The 20,839-nt window shown below is 52.8% G+C and carries 19 protein-coding genes and 1 pseudogene; 10 read left to right on the plus strand and 10 right to left on the minus strand.

Annotation, left to right across the window (positions count from 1 at the left end; all coding sequences use genetic code 11):
* Nucleotides 1–78: 78 nt before the first annotated feature.
* From hupB to bolA, 6 genes are all read right to left on the minus strand, one after another.
* On the minus strand, nt 79–369 hold the full coding sequence (gene hupB, locus LDB27_RS16495) for a nucleoid-associated protein HU-beta (protein WP_254888479.1): 291 nt from the start codon (nt 367–369) through the stop codon (nt 79–81).
* A 190-nt stretch (nt 370–559) separates the two neighbouring features.
* Nucleotides 560–2,914 carry an endopeptidase La gene (lon, locus tag LDB27_RS16500; protein ID WP_225519872.1) on the minus strand — a complete coding sequence of 785 codons (2,355 nt, stop codon included), beginning with the start codon at nt 2,912–2,914 and terminating at the stop codon, nt 560–562.
* Between the two features lie 185 nt (nt 2,915–3,099).
* Entirely contained in the window at nt 3,100–4,371 is a 1,272-nt protein-coding gene (gene clpX / locus LDB27_RS16505) for an ATP-dependent protease ATP-binding subunit ClpX (protein ID WP_000130314.1), read from the minus strand.
* A 250-nt stretch (nt 4,372–4,621) separates the two neighbouring features.
* Nucleotides 4,622–5,245 (minus strand): ATP-dependent Clp endopeptidase proteolytic subunit ClpP, encoded by a 624-nt coding sequence (gene clpP / locus LDB27_RS16510; RefSeq protein ID WP_000122257.1) that lies wholly within the window; start codon nt 5,243–5,245, stop codon nt 4,622–4,624.
* A gap of 246 nt (nt 5,246–5,491) precedes the next feature.
* Entirely contained in the window at nt 5,492–6,790 is a 1,299-nt protein-coding gene (gene tig, locus LDB27_RS16515; RefSeq protein WP_001198403.1) for a trigger factor, read from the minus strand.
* A 346-nt stretch (nt 6,791–7,136) separates the two neighbouring features.
* The gene (bolA, locus tag LDB27_RS16520) at nt 7,137–7,454 is read right to left on the minus strand and encodes a transcriptional regulator BolA (RefSeq protein ID WP_000973433.1); all 318 of its coding nucleotides are present in this window, start codon (nt 7,452–7,454) and stop codon (nt 7,137–7,139) included.
* Nucleotides 7,455–7,757: 303 nt separating this feature from the next.
* On the opposite strand from bolA, the gene LDB27_RS16525 reads away from it, so the two are divergent.
* The 8 genes from LDB27_RS16525 to LDB27_RS16560 all read left to right on the plus strand — a co-directional run bounded on the left by LDB27_RS16525 (nt 7,758) and on the right by LDB27_RS16560 (nt 16,686).
* A complete protein-coding gene (locus LDB27_RS16525; protein WP_001539323.1) occupies nt 7,758–8,336 on the plus strand; it encodes a lipoprotein in 579 nt (192 codons plus the stop codon).
* 43 nt (nt 8,337–8,379) lie between these two features.
* On the plus strand, nt 8,380–9,855 hold the full coding sequence (ampG, locus tag LDB27_RS16530; RefSeq protein WP_000098482.1) for a muropeptide MFS transporter AmpG: 1,476 nt from the start codon (nt 8,380–8,382) through the stop codon (nt 9,853–9,855).
* A gap of 452 nt (nt 9,856–10,307) precedes the next feature.
* Entirely contained in the window at nt 10,308–11,264 is a 957-nt protein-coding gene (cyoA, locus tag LDB27_RS16535) for a cytochrome o ubiquinol oxidase subunit II (protein WP_001239448.1), read from the plus strand.
* A gap of 10 nt (nt 11,265–11,274) precedes the next feature.
* On the plus strand, nt 11,275–13,266 hold the full coding sequence (cyoB, locus tag LDB27_RS16540; RefSeq protein ID WP_000467158.1) for a cytochrome o ubiquinol oxidase subunit I: 1,992 nt from the start codon (nt 11,275–11,277) through the stop codon (nt 13,264–13,266).
* Nucleotides 13,256–13,870 carry a cytochrome o ubiquinol oxidase subunit III gene (locus tag LDB27_RS16545; protein ID WP_000179833.1) on the plus strand — a complete coding sequence of 205 codons (615 nt, stop codon included), beginning with the start codon at nt 13,256–13,258 and terminating at the stop codon, nt 13,868–13,870. Before cyoB ends, LDB27_RS16545 begins: the two co-directional genes overlap by 11 nt.
* Nucleotides 13,870–14,199: a cytochrome o ubiquinol oxidase subunit IV gene (locus LDB27_RS16550; RefSeq protein WP_000019878.1), complete on the plus strand. Its 330-nt coding sequence runs from the start codon at nt 13,870–13,872 to the stop codon at nt 14,197–14,199. Before LDB27_RS16545 ends, LDB27_RS16550 begins: the two co-directional genes overlap by 1 nt.
* Nucleotides 14,200–14,210: 11 nt before the next feature.
* On the plus strand, nt 14,211–15,101 hold the full coding sequence (gene cyoE / locus LDB27_RS16555) for a heme o synthase (RefSeq protein WP_000971350.1): 891 nt from the start codon (nt 14,211–14,213) through the stop codon (nt 15,099–15,101).
* A 220-nt stretch (nt 15,102–15,321) separates the two neighbouring features.
* Complete coding sequence (locus LDB27_RS16560) at nt 15,322–16,686, plus strand: MFS transporter (protein WP_001000937.1); 1,365 nt, start codon at nt 15,322–15,324, stop codon at nt 16,684–16,686.
* A gap of 46 nt (nt 16,687–16,732) precedes the next feature.
* Here LDB27_RS16560 and LDB27_RS16565 read toward each other — a convergent pair whose 3' ends face one another.
* Nucleotides 16,733–17,224 (minus strand): YajQ family cyclic di-GMP-binding protein, encoded by a 492-nt coding sequence (locus LDB27_RS16565; RefSeq protein WP_001138913.1) that lies wholly within the window; start codon nt 17,222–17,224, stop codon nt 16,733–16,735.
* 125 nt (nt 17,225–17,349) lie between these two features.
* Between LDB27_RS16565 and panE the strand changes: the two genes are divergently transcribed.
* Nucleotides 17,350–18,261, plus strand: coding sequence for a 2-dehydropantoate 2-reductase (gene panE, locus LDB27_RS16570; protein WP_000705816.1), 912 nt, complete (start codon nt 17,350–17,352; stop codon nt 18,259–18,261).
* Nucleotides 18,224–18,814, plus strand: coding sequence for a protein deglycase YajL (yajL, locus tag LDB27_RS16575; protein WP_001275803.1), 591 nt, complete (start codon nt 18,224–18,226; stop codon nt 18,812–18,814). The genes panE and yajL overlap by 38 nt, the downstream gene beginning before the upstream one ends.
* Before the next feature lie 8 nt (nt 18,815–18,822).
* On the opposite strand, the pseudogene LDB27_RS23960 reads toward yajL, so the two are convergent.
* The 3 genes and pseudogenes from LDB27_RS23960 to phnW form a co-directional block, all read right to left on the minus strand.
* Nucleotides 18,823–18,905 (minus strand): annotated as a pseudogene (locus LDB27_RS23960) (hypothetical protein); the annotation flags it as partial.
* A gap of 5 nt (nt 18,906–18,910) precedes the next feature.
* On the minus strand, nt 18,911–19,720 hold the full coding sequence (phnX, locus tag LDB27_RS16580) for a phosphonoacetaldehyde hydrolase (protein ID WP_001530701.1): 810 nt from the start codon (nt 19,718–19,720) through the stop codon (nt 18,911–18,913).
* A gap of 9 nt (nt 19,721–19,729) precedes the next feature.
* The gene (gene phnW, locus LDB27_RS16585) at nt 19,730–20,833 is read right to left on the minus strand and encodes a 2-aminoethylphosphonate--pyruvate transaminase (RefSeq protein WP_000203956.1); all 1,104 of its coding nucleotides are present in this window, start codon (nt 20,831–20,833) and stop codon (nt 19,730–19,732) included.
* Between the last annotated feature and the right edge of the window lie 6 nt (nt 20,834–20,839).

Below are 20,839 nucleotides of genomic sequence, written 5' to 3' on the forward strand. Positions count from 1 at the left end.
AGTCCCGAATCGTCAATAAAAAAGGCACATCAGTTGATGCGCCCTTGTACTTTGTCACATCCCCCGAGGGGATCACGCTTAGTTTACCGCGTCTTTCAGCGCTTTACCTGCACGGAAACTCGGCACTTTGGCTGCGGCGATGGTGATCTCTTTACCTGTTTGCGGGTTGCGACCAGTACGGGCAGCACGCTCTTTAACAGCAAAAGTACCAAAGCCTACCAGTGCAACGTCATCCCCTTCTTTCAGAGATTCGGTAACAGAAGCAATAATCGCGTCTAACGCACGTCCAGCCGCAGCCTTAGAGATATCAGCCCCTGCAGCAATTTTTTCGATCAGTTGAGATTTATTCACTCTTCTCTTCCTCTTTATAATTTATATCGCACCTGAATCCTTCGAAGTACGACCGCGCAGCAGTTATATCAGGCCTGCCACGCCCTTACAACACCCGTTAATGGTGGCAGACCCAATCAACCATCTAAATTAGCTATACAAAAAAAGGCTGGCAAGTCCGAAATAGCCTGCCAGCCCTGTTTTTATTAGCGCTATTTGCGCGAGGTCACTATTTTGCGGTTACAACCTGCATTCCAGACGGTTCGTTTTGCAGAGCAAGCGTCAGAACTTCCTCAATGCGCTTCACAGGATGGATATCCAGATCGGCAATCACGTTGTCCGGAATTTCCTCCAGGTCACGTTTATTTTCGAATGGAATTAAGACCGTTTTAATCCCGCCGCGATGCGCCGCCAACAGTTTTTCTTTCAGGCCGCCGATCGGCAACACCTGACCGCGCAGGGTGATCTCACCGGTCATTGCCACATCTGCGCGCACCGGATTACCGGTCAGGCAGGAAACCAGCGCGGTACACATCGCGATACCGGCGCTTGGACCGTCTTTCGGCGTTGCGCCTTCCGGCACGTGAACGTGGATATCGCGTTTTTCGTAAAAGTCCGGATTAATACCCAGTTTTTCCGCGCGCGCGCGCACCACGGTCAGCGCCGCCTGAATGGATTCCTGCATCACTTCACCGAGCGAGCCGGTGTAGGTCAACTTGCCTTTGCCCGGTACGCAGGCGGTTTCGATGGTCAACAGATCGCCGCCCACTTCCGTCCACGCCAGCCCCGTCACCTGACCTACGCGGTTTTCGCTATCCGCGCGGCCATAATCAAAGCGCTGGACACCGAGGTAGTCGTGCAGATTATCGCCGTTAATTTCGATATGTTTTAACGACTTATCGAGCAACAGTTGTTTAACCGCTTTGCGGCACAGTTTGGAGATTTCACGCTCCAGACTACGCACGCCCGCTTCACGCGTGTAATAGCGGATAATACCGATAATCGCGCTATCGTCGACCGTCAGTTCGCCTTTCTTCAGCGCGTTACGCTCGATCTGCTTCGGCAGCAGGTGACGTTTAGCAATATTCAGCTTCTCGTCTTCGGTATAACCGGACAGACGGATCACTTCCATACGATCCAGCAGCGGCGCCGGAATGTTCATGGAGTTGGAGGTGGCGACGAACATCACATCGCTGAGATCGTAATCCACTTCCAGGTAATGATCGCTGAACGCCACGTTCTGCTCTGGATCCAGCACTTCCAGCAGTGCGGAAGCCGGATCGCCGCGCATGTCCGAGGACATTTTGTCGATCTCATCGAGCAGGAACAGTGGGTTTTTAACCCCCACTTTGGCCATTTTTTGGATCAGTTTACCCGGCATAGAGCCAATGTAAGTCCGGCGATGACCGCGGATTTCTGCTTCATCACGCACGCCGCCCAGCGCCATACGGATGTATTTACGCCCTGTTGCTTTAGCGATGGACTGGCCCAACGAGGTTTTACCTACCCCCGGCGGCCCCACCAGACACAGGATCGGCCCCTTGATTTTATTTACACGGCTTTGTACCGCGAGATACTCAAGGATGCGGTCTTTCACACGCTCCAGACCATAATGGTCAGTATCGAGGATTTCCTGCGCCTGACGCAGGTCTTTTTTGACCTTGCTACGCGCATTCCACGGCACCTGCACCATCCAGTCGATGTAGCCGCGCACCACGGTCGCTTCCGCCGACATCGGAGACATCATTTTCAGCTTCTGCAGTTCCGCTTCCGCTTTCTCTTTCGCCTCTTTCGGCATTTTCGCCGCGTCGATCTTACACTTCAGCGCTTCGTTTTCGTCCGGCGCGTCGTCCATCTCGCCAAGCTCTTTCTGAATCGCTTTCATTTGCTCGTTCAGATAGTACTCGCGCTGGGATTTCTCCATCTGCTTTTTCACGCGGTTGCGAATGCGTTTCTCAACCTGCAGCAGATCGATTTCAGATTCCATCATCGCCATCAGATATTCCAGACGTTCGTTAACGTCGGACATCTCCAGTACGGACTGTTTATCCGCCAGTTTCAGCGGCATATGCGCGGCGATGGTGTCAGCCAGACGTGCAGGGTCGTCAATGCTATTGAGTGACGTCAGCACTTCCGGCGGAATTTTTTTGTTCAGCTTGATGTAGCCTTCGAACTGGCTGATAGCGGTACGCACCAGCACTTCTTGTTCTCGCTCATCAATGGCTGGCGAATCAAGGTACTCCGCCTTCGCGGAGAAATGTTCGCCGTTGTCAGACAGCGCGGAAATACGCGCGCGCTGTAACCCCTCGACCAGCACTTTTACGGTGCCGTCAGGCAGTTTCAACATCTGCAAAATAGAGGCCACGGTCCCGACGGTGAAAAGATCGTTTACACCCGGCTCATCCGTTGATGCTTCCTTCTGGGCGACCAGCATGATTTTTTTATCATGGTCCATAGCCGCTTCCAGACAACGGATAGATTTTTCCCGCCCTACAAATAAGGGTATGACCATGTGCGGATAAACCACCACATCGCGCAAGGGCAATACGGGGATTTCAATGCGTTCAGAACGCTCAGGATTCATAGAGCTCTCTCTTAGTTTAGTGTCCGCCAGGTAATCAGATAGTATAGCTGTGCTCCATACCACCTATAACATGTACGTCAGTATATGGGGATGTTTCCCACACATTCAACGGCGTGTTTACAGGAAAAACGAAAGGGGAGATAAAATCCCCCCTTTTTTGGCTAACTGATTGTATGAATGTTTAATTATTCGCCAGAAGCCTGCGCTTCCGGTTTGCCGTAAATCAGCAACGGCTTACTCTGACCGGCAATAACGGACTCGTCGATCACCACTTTTTCGACGTCTTCCATAGATGGCAAATCGTACATGGTATCCAGCAGCGCCGCTTCGACGATAGAACGCAGACCACGGGCACCGGTTTTACGCGCCATTGCTTTCCTGGCGATAGCGTCCAGCGCTTCGTCACGGAATTCCAGATCGACGCCTTCCAGGTTAAACAGCGCCTGATACTGCTTGGTCAGCGCATTTTTCGGCTCTTTCAGGATTTGAATCAGCGCTTCTTCGCTGAGTTCGTTCAACGTCGCCACCACTGGCAGACGACCGATAAACTCAGGAATCAGACCAAATTTGATCAAATCTTCCGGTTCAACCTGCGACAACAGCTCGCCTTCGCTGGCTTTGTCGGACTTCGCTTTCACCGTCGCGCCAAAACCAATGCCGGAGCCGGTTTCAACACGGTTAGCGATCACTTTATCCAGACCGGCAAACGCGCCGCCGCAGATAAACAGAATCTTAGAGGTATCTACCTGTAAGAACTCCTGCTGCGGATGTTTGCGACCGCCCTGCGGTGGAACCGCGGCGACAGTGCCTTCGATCAGTTTCAGCAACGCCTGCTGTACGCCTTCGCCGGAAACATCGCGGGTAATGGACGGATTGTCTGATTTACGCGAAATCTTATCGATTTCATCAATGTAGACAATCCCACGCTGCGCTTTTTGCACGTCGTAGTCGCATTTCTGCAACAGTTTCTGAATGATATTCTCGACGTCTTCACCCACGTAACCCGCTTCGGTCAGCGTGGTCGCATCCGCCATAGTGAACGGCACATCCAGCAAGCGCGCCAGCGTTTCCGCCAGCAGCGTTTTACCGGAGCCGGTCGGTCCAATCAGCAGAATGTTGCTTTTGCCTAACTCGACGCCATTGCTGGTATCGCCGTTACGCAGACGCTTGTAGTGGTTATAGACCGCCACCGCCAGCACTTTTTTCGCCTGCTCCTGGCCGATAACGTAATCGTCCAGGTGAGTACGAATTTCATGCGGCGTCGGCAGCGCACTACGTTCACGGTGCGGAGCAACTTCTTTAATTTCTTCGCGAATAATGTCGTTACATAAATCGACGCATTCGTCGCAGATATACACGGATGGACCGGCAATCAGCTTGCGCACTTCATGCTGGCTTTTGCCGCAAAAAGAGCAGTACAACAATTTGCCCGAGCCATCTTTGCGTTTATCTGTCATGAGTCAAAACCTCTTCTTTGTTCTTTGTGCCGCACACGACGACGCAAATGCCATTCTCAGGCGCAAGCCGCTAATCAGCGTTGTGCCGCCCTTCATTAGTATATACACAAAATCATTCGAGCTACATCAAGGCGGCAACTCAGCGACTCCGCAGCGCTTACATAAGTAAGTCACCGAGAGGCGCGCTGGCAGCCAACACCGAGGTAGCGTGAAGGATGAAGTGTATAGCGGCACACTTGCGTCCAGGGCATCAATTACGATGGGTCAAAATTGAGTCAACCAAACCGTACTCTACCGCTTCAGGCGCGGAGAGGAAGCGATCGCGCTCAGTATCACGTTCAATCTGCTCAAGAGATTGACCCGTATGATGCGCCATAAGTTCATTCATGCGCCCTTTTACTTTCAAAATTTCGCGGGCGTGAATTTCAATATCCGTCGCCTGGCCCTGATAGCCGCCCAGCGGCTGGTGGATCATGACGCGAGAGTTCGGCAAGCAGAAACGTTTGCCTTTCGCCCCGGCAGTCAGCAAAAACGCCCCCATAGAGGCCGCCTGTCCCATACAAATGGTGCTGACGTCTGGCTTAATAAACTGCATGGTGTCATAGATGGACATCCCCGCAGTAATTACGCCGCCAGGAGAATTAATGTACAGATAGATATCTTTTTCCGGGTTTTCCGCTTCCAGGAACAGCATCTGCGCCACGATCAGGTTAGCCATATGGTCTTCGACCTGGCCGGTCAGAAATATGACGCGTTCCTTAAGTAGACGAGAATAGATATCAAAAGAGCGCTCACCGCGTGAGGTCTGTTCAATGACCATCGGCACCAGCGCCATATGAGGGGCCAAATTATCTCGTTCTCCGCTGTATGACATTTCCGTCTCCTGGATAAAAATTGAAAAAATCTGCTGTACTGATTGTAACCTGATGGACGGATTATCAGCCAGTCCCTCTGTAATGGGTACGGCATCGCCATAATTCAAGCATAACAATCTTTTGCTCTAACGCTAACACTGAAACGCGGTTTTCGCACCCTTACCATGCAAAATGCGTGACAAAAAAAACCCGTCACTGAAAGGTGACGGGTTTTTGTGCAAATTTCGTGCTTTTAACGCGAAAAATTACGCCTGCTGGTTCATCAGCTCATTGAAGGAAGTGGCTTTTTCAGACACTTTCGCTTTTGCCAGAACCGCTTCAACAGCCTGTTCTTCCAGAGCGACGTTACGCATATTGTCCATCAGCTCTTTATTTTTGCTGTAGAACTCAATCACTTCTTTCGGATCTTCGTAAGCAGACGCCATCTCTTCGATCAGGCCTTTAACGCGTTCTTCGTCCGCTTTCAGCTCGTTGGTACGAATGACTTCGCCGAGCAGCAGACCGACAACTACACGACGCTTAGCCTGTTCTTCGAACAGTTCGCGCGGCAGCTCCAGAGCCTGTTTCTCGTTACCACCAAAACGCTGCGCAGCCTGACGACGCAGAACGTCGATTTCGCTGTCGATCAGCGCAGCCGGTACGTCGATGTCGTTAGCTTTTACCAGACCTTCGATCGCCTGAGACTTAACGCGGTTACGCACCGCGCCTTTCAGCTCGCGTTCCATGTTTTTACGTACTTCAGCGCGCAGACCGGCTACGGAACCATCTTCAACGCCGAAACGTTTGATGAATTCTTCGGTCAGTTCCGGCAGTTCACGTTCTTCAACTTTCTTCAGGTTGATAACGAACTTAGCCGCTTTACCTTTCAGGTTTTCAGCGTGGTACTCTTCCGGGAAGGTCACATCGATAGTGAACTCTTCGCCAGCTTTGTGGCCTTTAACGCCGTCTTCAAAGCCCGGAATCATACGACCCTGGCCCATCGCCAGAACGAAATCGGTCGCTTTGCCGCCTTCGAACTCTTCGCCGTCTACAGAGCCGGTGAAGTCGATGGTCACGCGGTCTTCCGCATCAGCAGCGCCGTCTTTTTCTTTCCAGGTCGCCTGCTGCTTACGCAGGGTGTCCAGCATCACATCAACGTCAGCGTCGGTGACTTCAACAACCGGTTTTTCAACTTCGATGGACTCGAGGCCGGTCAGCTCAACTTCCGGATAGACTTCAAACTCGACGGAGTAAGTGAAGTCTTCACCCACTTTGTATTCGCCCGGAACATAGTTCGGCGCGCCTGCCGGGTTAATTTTTTCTTTGATGATCGCGTCAACGAAGTTGCGGCTCATCAGATCGCCCAGCACGTCCTGGCGAACAGAAGCGCCATAACGCTGAGCGACGATATTCATCGGTACTTTGCCTTTACGGAAGCCGTCAATACGTACTTTTTTCGCTACGTTGACCAGCTCGCTTTTTACAGCGGTCTCGATGCTGTCAGCAGCGATTGTAATCGTTACACGGCGGCCAAGGCCCTGAGTGGTTTCAACTGAAACTTGCATCTTGTTACCTCAAAAAATCACAGTGCTCGGTCAACTCTACTCCGCAAGCACGTGCTATTTGCTTCGCGGAACCGGGATGTTCTCATAATCAATCACATTCCCTGTCGTCAGAATCATCCCGAAGACGTTCATATATAAGACGGCGCATTATAGCGGCATCACTTTTGTGAGTCGAGAACGGTGATTGTGCGATGCTGCGGCGGTTTTCACAATTCTCGGCTAATTTTTGTCTGAATACTGTACGACACGCTCAAAATTCAGACAAAACAAAACGGCCCGCAGGCCGTTTTCACATAATTCTGTAGCAACATACTGGAAAAGCGGAGGTAGTTGCAAATCCGTTTTGCTACGCGATGCTTCCCGCGCCGCGACAAGGAGGCGACGCGAAGATAGTATCCTGCAACCCTTCCCACTCTTTGAGGGTATAAGTATGCAGTGCCAGCGCATGTACGGTTGTGGAGAGTTCCGCCGTTAACGTACCGTAAATCATCCGATGACGATTAAGAAAACGTTCGCCTGTAAAGCGATCGCTCACCAGCACGACCTTAAAATGGCTTTCCGATCCTGCTGGAACATTGTGACGATAGCTTTCATCCACAACTTCGAGAAACACGGGGTCGAACGCTGTCCTTAATTTTTCTTCTATTTGCTCACGTATCATCATGAAAATCTCCTCCGACAACGCTGTGATGTCACCCATCCCTTTAAATACTAGCCGCTTTTACCGTTTCCATTACAGCATGACAACAAAAATTTAGCTTTCGTCTGATTATTTCAGCCAAACGTATGAAGTTTACTGCCTTAATCATTCTTTTAGCGCTCAAAATCCCCGCTCGCGCCGTTATCAATACCAAATCGGACATTACGACGAATTTACCTGCGTTGACCACTTCCCCTCGCCGTTAGCGGTGTTATGATGGCGGGAATTTTTACCTATCACGTTTTAAGCGTCATTGAGAGCCTGAATATGTTAAAAAAACTTCTCTTTCCGTTAGTCGCTCTGTTTATGCTGGCAGGATGCGCCACACCGCCGACGACCATTGACGTCGCGCCGAAGATCACCTTGCCACAGCAGGATCCGAGCCTGATGGGCGTCACCGTTAGCATTACCGGCGCGGACCAACGCCAGGATCAAGCGTTAGCGAAAGTCACGCGTAACAACCAGCTGGTAACGTTAACCGCCTCCCGCGATTTACGCTTCCTGTTACAAGAAGTCCTGGAAAAACAGATGACGGCGCGGGGCTATATGATCGGGCCTAACGGCGCGGTTAATCTGCAGATTATTGTTAACCAACTGTATGCTGATGTTTCCCAGGGCAGCGTGCGCTACAACATCGCGACCAAAGCGGATATCGCGATTATTGCGACCGCGGCAAATGGCAACAAGATGACCAAAAACTATCGCGCCAACTACTCTATTGAAGGGGCATTCCAGGCCTCTAACCAGAATATTGCCGACGCGGTGAACAGTGTTCTGACCGATACTATCGCTGATATGTCTCAGGACACCAGTATTCACGATTTTATCAAGCAAAACGCCCGTTAATAGCAACAACAAGACCCGACAGAAGCCGGGTCTGTAGATGCCTATGTCAAGTCAATATTTACGTATTTTCCAGCAACCGCGTTCAGCCATTCTGCTGATATTGGGTTTTGCCTCCGGCCTCCCGCTGGCGCTCACCTCCGGTACGCTACAGGCGTGGATGACCGTCGAGAATATCGATCTTAAAACGATTGGCTTTTTCTCGCTGGTTGGTCAGGCCTATGTGTTTAAGTTTCTCTGGTCTCCGCTGATGGACCGCTACACGCCGCCTTTTTTAGGTCGACGTCGCGGTTGGTTACTCGCCACCCAACTGTTGTTACTGGCGGCGATTGCGGCGATGGGCTTTCTTGAACCCGGCACGCAGCTACGCTGGATGGCGGCGCTGGCGGTGGTGATTGCTTTTTGCTCCGCCTCGCAGGATATCGTGTTCGACGCCTGGAAAACCGATGTGTTACCCGCAGAAGAACGCGGCGCGGGCGCGGCAATCAGCGTGCTTGGCTACCGGTTGGGGATGCTGGTTTCCGGCGGACTGGCGCTATGGCTGGCCGATCGCTGGCTCGGCTGGCAGGGCATGTACTGGCTGATGGCGGCATTGCTGATCCCCTGCATTATCGCCACCTTACTGGCGCCGGAACCGACCGATACTATCCCGTCCCCGAAATCGCTGGAACAGGCCGTCGTCGCGCCGCTACGCGATTTCTTTGGCCGTAATAACGCCTGGCTGATTTTACTGCTCATTGTGCTTTATAAATTGGGTGACGCCTTCGCCATGAGCCTGACCACCACCTTTTTGATTCGCGGCGTCGGCTTTGACGCCGGCGAAGTCGGCGTGGTCAATAAAACGCTGGGCCTGCTGGCAACGATCGTCGGTGCGTTATACGGCGGCATATTAATGCAGCGTCTTTCGCTGTTTCGCGCGCTGCTGATTTTCGGCATTTTGCAAGGCGCGTCCAACGCCGGTTACTGGTTGCTCTCCATTACCGATAAAAACATGTTCAGCATGGGCGCGGCGGTCTTTTTCGAAAATCTGTGCGGCGGGATGGGGACTGCCGCCTTTGTCGCCTTATTAATGACGCTATGTAATAAGTCGTTTTCCGCAACACAGTTTGCCCTACTGTCGGCCCTCTCCGCAGTAGGCCGCGTTTATGTTGGTCCCGTAGCGGGCTGGTTCGTTGAAGCGCACGGCTGGCCGACATTCTACCTCTTCTCGGTTGTCGCCGCCGTTCCCGGGCTGTTACTGTTGCTGGTCTGTCGGCAAACGCTGGAATATAGCTGGCAGAGCGAGCGTTTCATTCCCCGCACGCAATACCGTGGCGCCTACAATTTCGCGCTTTCAATCCTGCTCGCGGGCGTCGCTTTGCTGGCGGTATGGGTACTCCTGCTGACCATGAACGCGGTGGATTACACCAACTTCTCATTCCTGCCCGGATTGCTTGAGACCGCGGTAGCGGTTGCCGTGTGCGGCATTGTCTTTGGCGGGTTGCTGGACTACCTGGCGCTACGAAAAACACGCCTGCTCTAAAACATTATTTGCCGTTGTAATAACGACCCGGAATTATAACGGCTAAATAACCATCAATTGATAAAAAATATATTTGTCTTTTTGTGCGCAACAGAATTTTGGAAATTATTGGTAATTTCTACGCTACCTATTTTCTTTACACGATTCAGCCGATTAAATTTAAATTTCTGCCGTTGATTGTCCTTTTATTGATAATAAATTGTTAAGTAATTGTTTTATTTTCACATTGGTTATACCAATTATCCCTCAACATCCCACTTACAGACCTCATCCGTTATAACGCAAAGTTTCAACAGTGTCTTAAAGTTATTTCGACATACTTGGCAACATATGTGACATGCGCGGCAGAACTTGGTAACACAGAACCAATCATGTTTACAGTAATGTAACCTTACCGTAAAATGCCCCTACACTTTAAACGCCACCAGGTCCCGTGGAATTGAGGTCGTTAAATGAGACTCAGGAAATACAATAAAAGTTTGGGATGGTTGTCATTAATTGCAGGCACTGCATTACTCAGTGGCTGTAATTCTGCGCTGCTGGATCCCAAAGGACAGATTGGACTGGAGCAACGTTCGCTGATACTGACGGCATTTGGCCTGATGTTGATCGTCGTTATTCCCGCCATCTTGATGGCTGTTGGTTTCGCCTGGAAGTATCGTGCGAGTAATAAGGATGCGAAGTATAGCCCGAACTGGTCACACTCCAATAAAGTGGAAGCCGTGGTCTGGACGGTGCCTATCTTAATCATCATTTTCCTTGCCGTACTGACCTGGAAAACCACGCACGCGCTTGAACCAAGCAAGCCGCTGGCGCATGACGAAAAACCGATCACCATCGAAGTGGTTTCCATGGACTGGAAATGGTTCTTCATCTATCCGGAGCAGGGTATCGCCACCGTCAACGAGATCGCCTTCCCGGCGAACACGCCGGTTTATTTCAAAGTGACCTCCAACTCCGTGATGAACTCCTTCTTTATCCCGCGTCTGGGTAGCCAGATTTATGCCATGGCCGGTATGCAAACACGTTTGCATCTGATCGCCAACGAACCCGGAACCTACGATGGCATCTCCGCCAGCTATAGCGGCCCGGGCTTCTCTGGTATGAAGTTTAAAGCTATCGCCACCAAAGACCGCGCAGAATTCGACCAATGGGTCGCAAAAGCGAAGCAGTCTCCGAACACCATGAATGATATGGCGGCGTTCGAGAAAGTGGCTATGCCAAGCGAGTACAACAAGGTGGAATATTTCTCCAGCGTGAAACCAGATTTGTTCAAGGACGTTATTAACAAATTCATGGACCACGGTAAGAGCATGGACATGACCCAACCTGAAGGTGAGCACAGCTCGCATGAAGGAATGGAAGGTATGGACATGAGCCACGCGGAATCCGCCAACTCCAAGGGTTGAGGAAGATAAGATGTTCGGAAAATTATCACTGGATGCAGTACCGTTCCATGAACCTATCGTCATGGTAACGATCGCTGCAATTATCGTCGGGGGACTGGCGATACTGGCAGCGATTACTTACTTCGGTAAGTGGACCTACCTATGGAAAGAGTGGTTAACGTCAGTTGACCATAAACGCCTCGGCATCATGTATATCATCGTCGCGATTGTGATGCTGTTACGTGGTTTCGCCGATGCCATCATGATGCGTAGCCAGCAGGCGCTTGCCTCCGCCGGCGAAGCGGGTTTTCTACCGCCGCACCACTACGATCAGATCTTTACCGCTCACGGCGTAATCATGATCTTCTTCGTGGCGATGCCCTTCGTTATCGGTCTGATGAACCTGGTGGTTCCGCTGCAGATCGGCGCGCGCGACGTTGCGTTCCCTTTCCTGAACAACCTGAGCTTCTGGTTCACCGTTGTCGGCGTTATCCTGGTTAACCTCTCGCTGGGCGTGGGTGAATTCGCTCAGACCGGCTGGCTGGCTTATCCGCCGCTATCGGGAATAGAGTACAGTCCCAGCGTAGGGGTCGATTACTGGATATGGGCGTTACAACTCTCGGGTATTGGTACGACGTTAACCGGTATCAACTTCTTCGTGACGATCCTGAAGATGCGTGCGCCGGGTATGACAATGTTCAAGATGCCGGTCTTTACCTGGGCCTCTTTGTGCGCCAACGTACTGATCATCGCCTCTTTCCCGATTCTGACGGTTACCGTCGCGTTGCTGACCCTGGATCGCTATCTGGGCACCCATTTCTTTACCAACGATATGGGCGGCAACATGATGATGTACATCAACCTGATTTGGGCCTGGGGCCATCCGGAAGTGTACATTCTGATTCTGCCGGTCTTCGGGGTATTCTCCGAAATCGCAGCGACCTTCTCGCGTAAACGTCTGTTCGGCTATACCTCGCTGGTTTGGGCGACCGTCTGTATTACCGTACTGTCGTTTATCGTTTGGCTGCACCACTTCTTCACGATGGGTGCGGGCGCGAACGTTAACGCCTTCTTCGGTATCACCACCATGATTATCGCCATCCCGACCGGGGTGAAGATCTTCAACTGGTTGTTCACCATGTATCAGGGCCGTATTGTCTTCCATTCCGCAATGATGTGGACCATCGGCTTTATCGTGACCTTCTCGGTCGGCGGTATGACCGGCGTGCTGCTGGCGGTACCGGGCGCGGACTTCGTCCTGCACAACAGTCTGTTCCTGATTGCGCACTTCCATAACGTGATCATCGGCGGCGTGGTGTTTGGCTGCTTCGCGGGTATGACCTACTGGTGGCCGAAGGCGTTTGGCTTCAAGCTGAACGAAACCTGGGGTAAACGCGCCTTCTGGTTCTGGATTATCGGTTTCTTTGTAGCCTTTATGCCGCTGTACGTCCTGGGCTTCATGGGCATGACCCGTCGCCTCAGCCAGCAAATTGATCCGCAGTTCCATACGATGCTGATGGTTGCCGCCGCCGGTGCCGCGCTGATTGCGCTGGGTATCCTGTGCCAACTGATTCAGATCTTCGTTTCTATTCGCGACCGCGATCAGAACCGCGATCTGACTGGCGACCCATGGGGTGGCCGTACGCTGGAGTGGTCAACCTCTTCTCCGCCGCCGTTCTATAACTTTGCCGTTGTGCCGCACGTTCACGAACGTGACGCCTTCTGGGAAATGAAAGAAAAAGGCGAAGCGTACCAACAGCCTGGACAGTATGAAGAGATTCATATGCCGAAAAATAGCGGTGCCGGTATTGTTATCGCCGCCTTCGCGACGGTATTTGGCTTCGCCATGATCTGGCATATCTGGTGGCTGGCGATAGTGGGTTTCGCAGGCATGATCATCAGCTGGATTGTAAAAAGCTTTGATGAAGATGTGGATTACTACGTGCCGGTCCCGGAAGTCGAAAAACTGGAAAACCAGCATTTCGATGAGATTACTAAGGCAGGGCTGAAAAATGGCAACTGATACTTTAACGCACGCGACTGCCCACGCGCACGAACACGGGCACCATGACGCAGGCCAGAACAAAATCTTCGGATTTTGGGTCTACCTGATGAGCGACTGCATTCTGTTCTCTATTCTGTTTGCTACCTATGCCGTTCTGGTTAACGGCACCGCTGGCGGCCCGACAGGTAAGGACATTTTCGAACTGCCGTTCGTTCTGGTTGAAACCTTCCTGCTGTTATTTAGCTCCATTACCTACGGCATGGCGGCGATCGCCATGCACAAGAACAACAAGAGCCAGGTTATCTCCTGGCTGGCGTTGACCTTCTTGTTCGGTGCCGGATTTATCGGGATGGAACTCTATGAATTCCATCACCTGATTGTTAACGGTATGGGCCCGGATCGCAGCGGCTTCCTGTCTGCGTTCTTCGCGCTGGTCGGCACGCACGGTCTGCACGTCACTTCCGGTTTGATCTGGATGGCGGTGCTGATGGTGCAAGTTGCCCGTCGCGGTCTGACCAGCACTAACCGTACCCGCATCATGTGTCTGAGCCTGTTCTGGCACTTCCTGGATGTGATTTGGATTTGCGTATTCACTGTTGTTTATCTGATGGGGGCGATGTAATGAGTCATTCTACCGAGAGCGGCGGCGCATCCCACGGCAGCGTAAAAACGTACATGACCGGCTTTATCCTGTCGGTCATCCTCACGGTTATTCCATTCTGGATGGTGATGACCGGCGCTGCCTCTCCGGCCGTTATTCTGGGATCTATCCTGGCAATGGCAGTGGTGCAGATTTTGGTGCATCTGGTGTGTTTCCTGCACATGAACACCAAATCTGATGAAGGCTGGAACATGACGGCCTTCATCTTTACCGTGCTGATCATCGCCATCCTGGTTGTGGGCTCCATCTGGATTATGTGGAACCTCAACTACAACATGATGATGCACTAAGAGCGGCGAGTATGATGTTTAAGCAATACCTGCAAGTAACGAAACCAGGCATCATCTTTGGCAACCTGATCTCGGTGATCGGGGGATTTCTGCTGGCCTCAAAGGGCAGCATTGACTATCCCCTGTTCATTTATACGCTGGTCGGGGTGTCACTGGTTGTGGCGTCGGGTTGTGTATTTAACAACTACATCGACAGGGATATCGACAGGAAGATGGAAAGGACCAAGAATCGGGTGCTGGTTAAAGGCCTGATTTCTCCTGGCGTCTCGCTGGTATACGCCACCCTGCTGGGTATTGCTGGCTTTATGCTGCTGTGGTTTGGCGCTAATCCTTTGGCCTGCTGGCTGGGGATGATGGGCTTCGTGGTCTACGTTGGCGTGTACAGCTTGTACATGAAGCGTCACTCCGTCTACGGAACGCTGATTGGTTCTCTCTCCGGCGCAGCGCCGCCGGTGATTGGCTACTGCGCCGTAACGGGCGACTTTGACAGCGGCGCGGCGATCCTGTTGGCTATTTTCAGCCTCTGGCAGATGCCGCACTCTTACGCCATCGCCATTTTCCGCTTTAAGGACTATCAGGCGGCCAATATCCCGGTTCTGCCGGTGGTAAAAGGAATCTCAGTCGCTAAAAACCACATCACGCTGTACATCATTGCGTTTGCCGTTGCAACGCTAATGCTAACGTTGGGCGGTTATGCCGGTTACAAATACCTGGTGGTCGCCGCGGCGGTCAGCGTTTGGTGGCTCGGCATGGCGCTACGCGGTTACAAAGTGGAAGATGATAAGGTCTGGGCGCGCAAGCTGTTCGGCTTCTCTATCATTGCGATTACCGCGCTGAGTATCATGATGTCCGTTGATTTTATGGTGCCGAATTCGCAGAATCTGCTGACTTACGTCTGGTAAGTTCATCGTCACCTCTTCTATGCCGGATGGCGGCTTATGCCTTATCCGGCCTACAAAAGCACGTTACCTGTAGGCCGGATAAGCGACGTGAGTATCGCCATCCGGCATTTTTCGTCTCTCGTGGCCTACCCTCACCACCACAACATTTGTTAATAAAGCGCATATTTACCCAACCAACCTGGCGCTTTACACTAGGTGCGAATTTCATACAGAGGTGGCAATGAACGATTATAAAATGACGCCAGGGGAGCTGCGTGCCACATGGGGTTTAGGGACCGTCTTTTCGTTGCGTATGCTGGGCATGTTTATGGTTCTACCGGTACTGACCACATACGGTATGGCGCTACAGGGCGCCAGCGAAGCATTAATCGGCATTGCGATCGGCATTTACGGGCTGGCGCAGGCTATCTTTCAAATTCCCTTTGGGCTGCTGTCCGACCGCATTGGCCGTAAGCCGCTGATTGTCGGCGGACTGGCGGTATTTGTCGCGGGCAGCGTCATTGCCGCGCTCTCCCACTCAATCTGGGGCATTATTCTGGGGCGAGCGCTACAGGGGTCCGGCGCTATTGCCGCCGCCGTCATGGCGCTCCTGTCTGACCTGACCCGCGAGCAAAACCGTACCAAAGCGATGGCGTTTATCGGCGTCAGCTTTGGTATCACCTTCGCGATTGCGATGGTATTAGGGCCGATTGTTACCCATAGTCTGGGATTGAACGCGTTGTTCTGGATGATCGCCGCCCTCGCCACCCTGGGCATTCTTCTGACGATCTGGGTGGTTCCCAACAGTACCAACCATGTGCTGAATCGCGAATCCGGGATGGTCAAAGGCAGCTTCAGTAAAGTGCTAGCGGAGCCGAGGCTGCTCAAGCTCAATTTCGGCATTATGTGTCTGCATATTTTATTGATGTCCACCTTTGTCGCCCTGCCCGGCCAGCTTGCCGATGCCGGTTTTCCTGCCGCCGAACACTGGAAGGTGTATCTGGCAACCATGGTGATCGCCTTTGCCGCCGTCGTGCCTTTTATTATCTATGCTGAAGTCAAACGGCGGATGAAGCAGGTATTCCTGTTCTGCGTGGGGCTCATTATCGTCGCGGAAATCGTGTTGTGGGGAGTGGGCCAGCATTTCTGGGAGCTGGTGATTGGCGTACAACTCTTTTTCCTCGCCTTTAATCTGATGGAGGCGCTGCTGCCTTCGCTGATTAGCAAAGAGTCGCCCGCGGGGTATAAAGGAACGGCGATGGGCGTCTATTCTACCAGTCAGTTTCTTGGCGTGGCGCTTGGCGGCTCGCTGGGCGGCTGGATAGACGGCACGTTTGATGGGCAAACCGTTTTTCTTGCCGGGGCCGTACTGGCGATGGTATGGCTGGCGGTGGCAAGTACCATGAAAGAGCCGCCCTATGTCAGCAGCCTGCGTGTGGAAATTCCAGCGGATATCGTTGCTGACGACAGGCTAAAACAGCGACTGTTGGCAATGAAAGGCGTAAGCGAAGCGCTGATCGTGGCGGAAGAGCATTCCGCTTACGTCAAAATCGACAGCAAAGTGACCAATCGCTTTGAAGTTGAACAGCTTATCAGCAAAGGATGAATGCAGCATTGCCGGATGGCGACGAGGCTCTATCCGGCATAACAACTTAATCGCGGAAGTTTTTGAACTGAAACGGCTGGCCCAAATCGCCGCCGCGAACCAGCGCCATTACCGATTGCAGATCGTCACGTGATTTGCCCGTCACGCGAATCTCTTCCCCCTGAATTTGCGCCTGCACCTTCAGTTTGCTGTCTTTAATCAGCTTGACGATTTTCTTCTGCACGGCGCTTTCAATGCCCTGCTTCAGCTTCGCTTCCACATACCAGGTTTTACCGCTATGCACGAACTCGTCCGGTACATCCAGCGAAGCGCCTTCAATACCGCGTTTAAGCAGCTTGGCGCGCAGAATATCGAGCAACTGATTGACCTGGAAATCGGACTCGCTCAGCACCTTGATGGTTTTATTGGCATCGTTCAGTTCAATAGTCGCCTCTACGCCACGAAAGTCAAAACGAGACTCAACCTCGCGAACCGCGTTATCCACGCCGTTACGCGCTTCCTGCAGATCAACTTCAGAAACAATATCGAAAGATGGCATCTTTTCTTCTCCCTTCATTTTCGTTGCGTTGCATAATACCTGCAACGAGGCTTAACGAGAAGCTTAGCTGATGACGCTATAATTAGCGCCATAACACCTGGCGCTGTTGCAGGTGAGGAGGAACAATGAAAATTACTGTACTGGGATGCGGAGCCTTAGGACAACTTTGGCTTTCGGCACTGTGCAAACACGGACATGACGTACAGGGCTGGCTACGGGTGCCACAACCTTATTGCAGCGTAAATCTGATCGATACCGATGGTTCCTTTTTCAACGAATCACTGACGGCAAACGATCCGGATTTTTTGGCGAAGAGCGAACTGTTATTAGTCACGCTGAAAGCGTGGCAGGTTTCCGACGCAGTACGAACCCTGGCGTCAACCCTACCGGTGACATCGCCTATCCTGCTCATTCATAATGGAATGGGAACCATAGAAGAACTGCAAAATATCCAACAGCCGATGTTGATGGGGACTATCACCCATGCTGCGCGCCGCGACGGTAATATCATTATTCATGTCGCTAACGGTACTACGCATATTGGCCCGGCGCGCGAGCAAGACGGCGATTACAGTTATCTCGCCGATATCCTGCAGGGGGTACTGCCCGATGTCGCCTGGCATAACAATATCCGCGCAGAGATGTGGCGCAAACTGGCCGTCAACTGTGTTATCAACCCGCTCACCGCGCTTTGGAACTGCCCGAACGGCGAGCTGCGCCATCATACTGATGAAATCAACGCAATTTGCGAAGAGGTCGCCGCCGTGATTGAACGTGAAGGCTACCACACATCGGCAGACGATTTACGCTATTATGTTGAGCAAGTGATTGACAGTACGGCAGAAAACATCTCATCCATGTTGCAGGACGTGCGCGCCATGCGCCATACCGAAATTGACTACATCACCGGTTATTTACTCAAGCGCGCCCGCGTGCACGGTCTCGCCGTTCCGGAAAATAGCCGCCTGTTTGAAATGGTAAAGCGAAAGGAGAGTGAATATGAGCGCTCAGGCACTGGTATGCCTCGCCCCTGGTAGTGAAGAGACCGAAGCGGTCACCACTATCGATCTGCTGGTTCGCGGCGGAATCCACGTCACTACCGCCAGCGTCGCCAGCGATGGCGGCCTGACGATTGTCTGCTCGCGCGGTGTAAAGCTACTGGCGGATGCGCCGCTGGTTGAAGTTGCCGACGGCGATTATGACATCATCGTGTTGCCCGGCGGAATTAAAGGCGCCGAGTGCTTTCGCGACAGCCCGCTGCTGGTCGAAACCGTAAAACAGTTTCACCGCTCCGGGCGCATTGTCGCAGCCATTTGCGCCGCAGCCGCTACAGTGCTCGTGCCGCACGATATCTTCCCTATCGGCAATATGACCGGTTTTCCGGCGCTGAAAGATAAGATCCCCGCCGAACAGTGGCAGGATAAGCGTGTGGTGTGGGATGCGCGGGTAAAATTATTAACCAGCCAGGGACCGGGTACCGCTATCGATTTTGGTTTGAAAATCATCGACCTATTGGTTGGTCGTGAAAAAGCGCATGAAGTGGCTTCGCAACTGGTGATGGCGGCAGGGATTTATAACTACTACGAGTAAGAATGATTGCCGGATGGCGGCGTAAATACCTTATCCGGCCTACAAAACGGTACAGTCTGTAGGCCGAATAAGCGGCAGCGCCATCCGGCAGTTATTTTACGGGCGTTCGCCCTGCGCCAGACGCGCATTAATATGCGCAATCACCCCAGGTAAATCCGCCAGTGAATCCACCACGTAATGCGCCCCGGCGGCATACAGCTTGCTGGCCGCGTGCTCGCGGCGGACCGCAACGTCCTCTTTCGACATTGTCTGATAGGCGTCCCATGTTGCGCCGAATTCGTTACCCGATACCGCCAGCCCCACCGTCCACATCCCCGCGTTAAGCCCCTCGCTAATGCCCGGCGCGGCATCATCTACCTTCACGCAGTGCGCGACCGCATCAATGCCCAGCGCAATCACGTTTTGCAGCGCCATCCACGGCCCCGGGCGACCACCCGCGGCCAGGTCGTCCGTTGCCACCCAATGATCCGGACGATAACCATGCTCGGCGGCGGCGGGAACCAGGCGCTCCATCACCGCTCGTGGGTAACCGGAGCAGGAGCCTATCTTGATACCCTCGGCTCGTAGCGCCGCGATCGTGTCGATAACTCCGGCAATAGGAGAAGAAAAATCGACAACTTTAGCAATCTGTAACGGCATGAAGGCGGCATAGATGGCATCAATATCTGCTGCGCTCATGGAGCGGCCAAACTTTGCCTGCCAGCGCGCGTCAACAGCAGGTAATTTTCCCAGCGCTTCAATGTGTTGCCATTTACCCAGCCCCATTGGCACGCGTGCTTCGGCGAGGGTGATCTCCACATCAAATGCCTGACGGAACGCCTCGACGAAAATTTGCGTCGGCGCGAAGGAGCCAAAATCGACGGTGGTGCCCGCCCAGTCGAGAATAACAGCGTGAATACGGTTCATCATGGTTCCTTATTTCGTCCAGTACATGGCGGTACGAATGGCGGTCAGCAGGGCAGTGATATCGGCGGCATATACTTCACCAATGTTGCCGATGCGAAAGCAGTCGCTTTGCGACACTTTGCCTGGATAGATAACAAAGCCCTGCTCTTTGAGGCGGCGATAAAATTCGCTAAAGCGATACTGCGGGTCTTCCGGTGAATAAAAGGCGGTGATAATGGGCGAATGAAGTTCGTCATCCAGCAGCGTGTTAAAGCCCAGCGCCCGCATTCCGGCCACCAGGCTGCGCTGATTTTGCTGATAGCGTTGATGACGTGCCGCCACGCCACCTTCTTCCGCCAGCTCTTTCAACGCCTGGGCAAACGCCAGGACGGTATGAGTGGGCGAAGTAAAACGCCATTTGCCGTGGTTATCCTCCATGCAGCGCCACTGGGCGTAGAGATCTAACGACAGCGAGCGGGAACGCCCTTTGCACGCGGCCAGTTTTTGCTCGCGGGCAATCACGAAAGCAAAACCCGGCACGCCCTGAATGCATTTATTGGCGGAGCTGATCAGATAATCGATGTGTAATGCTGCAATATCCATGGGGATGCCGCCGAAGCTGCTCATGGCGTCAACGATGTAGGTTTTGCCATAGCGATGCGCCAGAGCGCCCACCTCATCAATGGGGTTGAGCATCCCGGTGGTCGTTTCGCTATGCACCATGGCGATATGGCTGATCGTCGGGTCGGCGTTGAGGATCGCGTCGATCGCCTGCACGTCCGGGCGCGCAACTTCGCCGCAGTCGTAAGCGTGATGGGCGATACCCATAAGGCCGGCCATCTCGACCATTCGTGCGCCGTATGCACCGTTGCTGACGATCAGCACCTTATCCTGCGGCCCCAATGCGCTGCCCAGTACGGCTTCCACAGCATAGCTGCCGCTGCCTTGCAGCAGTACGGAGGTGTAGCCTTCGGAGGCCGTTGCCAGTGCGGTCAGCTGCTGGCGGATCTGTTCCACCACGCCGATATTGTAATCATCATCCCAGGTGCAGCTATCGAACAACATCGCTTCTTTCACGGTACGAGAGGTGGTGAGCGGGCCAGGAGTCAGCAGCAGATAGTTACGCGAAGTCATGTTATT

Source organism: Salmonella sp. JXY0409-18 (assembly GCF_020268625.1).
Classification (GTDB): domain Bacteria; phylum Pseudomonadota; class Gammaproteobacteria; order Enterobacterales; family Enterobacteriaceae; genus Salmonella; species Salmonella enterica.

Excerpts from the sequence above, each read along its gene's own strand:
- panE (WP_000705816.1), top strand. The coding sequence starts at position 17,350 with ATGAAAATTACTGTACTGGGATGCGGAGCCTTAGGACAACTTTGGCTT.
- LDB27_RS16550 (WP_000019878.1), top strand. The coding sequence starts at position 13,870 with ATGAGTCATTCTACCGAGAGCGGCGGCGCATCCCACGGCAGCGTAAAA.
- phnW (WP_000203956.1), bottom strand. The coding sequence starts at position 20,833 with ATGACTTCGCGTAACTATCTGCTGCTGACTCCTGGCCCGCTCACCACC.
- ampG (WP_000098482.1), top strand. The coding sequence starts at position 8,380 with ATGTCAAGTCAATATTTACGTATTTTCCAGCAACCGCGTTCAGCCATT.
- cyoA (WP_001239448.1), top strand. The coding sequence starts at position 10,308 with ATGAGACTCAGGAAATACAATAAAAGTTTGGGATGGTTGTCATTAATT.
- LDB27_RS16565 (WP_001138913.1), bottom strand. The coding sequence starts at position 17,224 with ATGCCATCTTTCGATATTGTTTCTGAAGTTGATCTGCAGGAAGCGCGT.
- clpP (WP_000122257.1), bottom strand. The coding sequence starts at position 5,245 with ATGTCATACAGCGGAGAACGAGATAATTTGGCCCCTCATATGGCGCTG.
- cyoE (WP_000971350.1), top strand. The coding sequence starts at position 14,211 with ATGATGTTTAAGCAATACCTGCAAGTAACGAAACCAGGCATCATCTTT.
- tig (WP_001198403.1), bottom strand. The coding sequence starts at position 6,790 with ATGCAAGTTTCAGTTGAAACCACTCAGGGCCTTGGCCGCCGTGTAACG.
- phnX (WP_001530701.1), bottom strand. The coding sequence starts at position 19,720 with ATGAACCGTATTCACGCTGTTATTCTCGACTGGGCGGGCACCACCGTC.
- clpX (WP_000130314.1), bottom strand. The coding sequence starts at position 4,371 with ATGACAGATAAACGCAAAGATGGCTCGGGCAAATTGTTGTACTGCTCT.
- LDB27_RS16560 (WP_001000937.1), top strand. The coding sequence starts at position 15,322 with ATGAACGATTATAAAATGACGCCAGGGGAGCTGCGTGCCACATGGGGT.
- lon (WP_225519872.1), bottom strand. The coding sequence starts at position 2,914 with ATGAATCCTGAGCGTTCTGAACGCATTGAAATCCCCGTATTGCCCTTG.
- LDB27_RS16525 (WP_001539323.1), top strand. The coding sequence starts at position 7,758 with ATGTTAAAAAAACTTCTCTTTCCGTTAGTCGCTCTGTTTATGCTGGCA.
- cyoB (WP_000467158.1), top strand. The coding sequence starts at position 11,275 with ATGTTCGGAAAATTATCACTGGATGCAGTACCGTTCCATGAACCTATC.
- LDB27_RS16545 (WP_000179833.1), top strand. The coding sequence starts at position 13,256 with ATGGCAACTGATACTTTAACGCACGCGACTGCCCACGCGCACGAACAC.
- bolA (WP_000973433.1), bottom strand. The coding sequence starts at position 7,454 with ATGATGATACGTGAGCAAATAGAAGAAAAATTAAGGACAGCGTTCGAC.
- yajL (WP_001275803.1), top strand. The coding sequence starts at position 18,224 with ATGAGCGCTCAGGCACTGGTATGCCTCGCCCCTGGTAGTGAAGAGACC.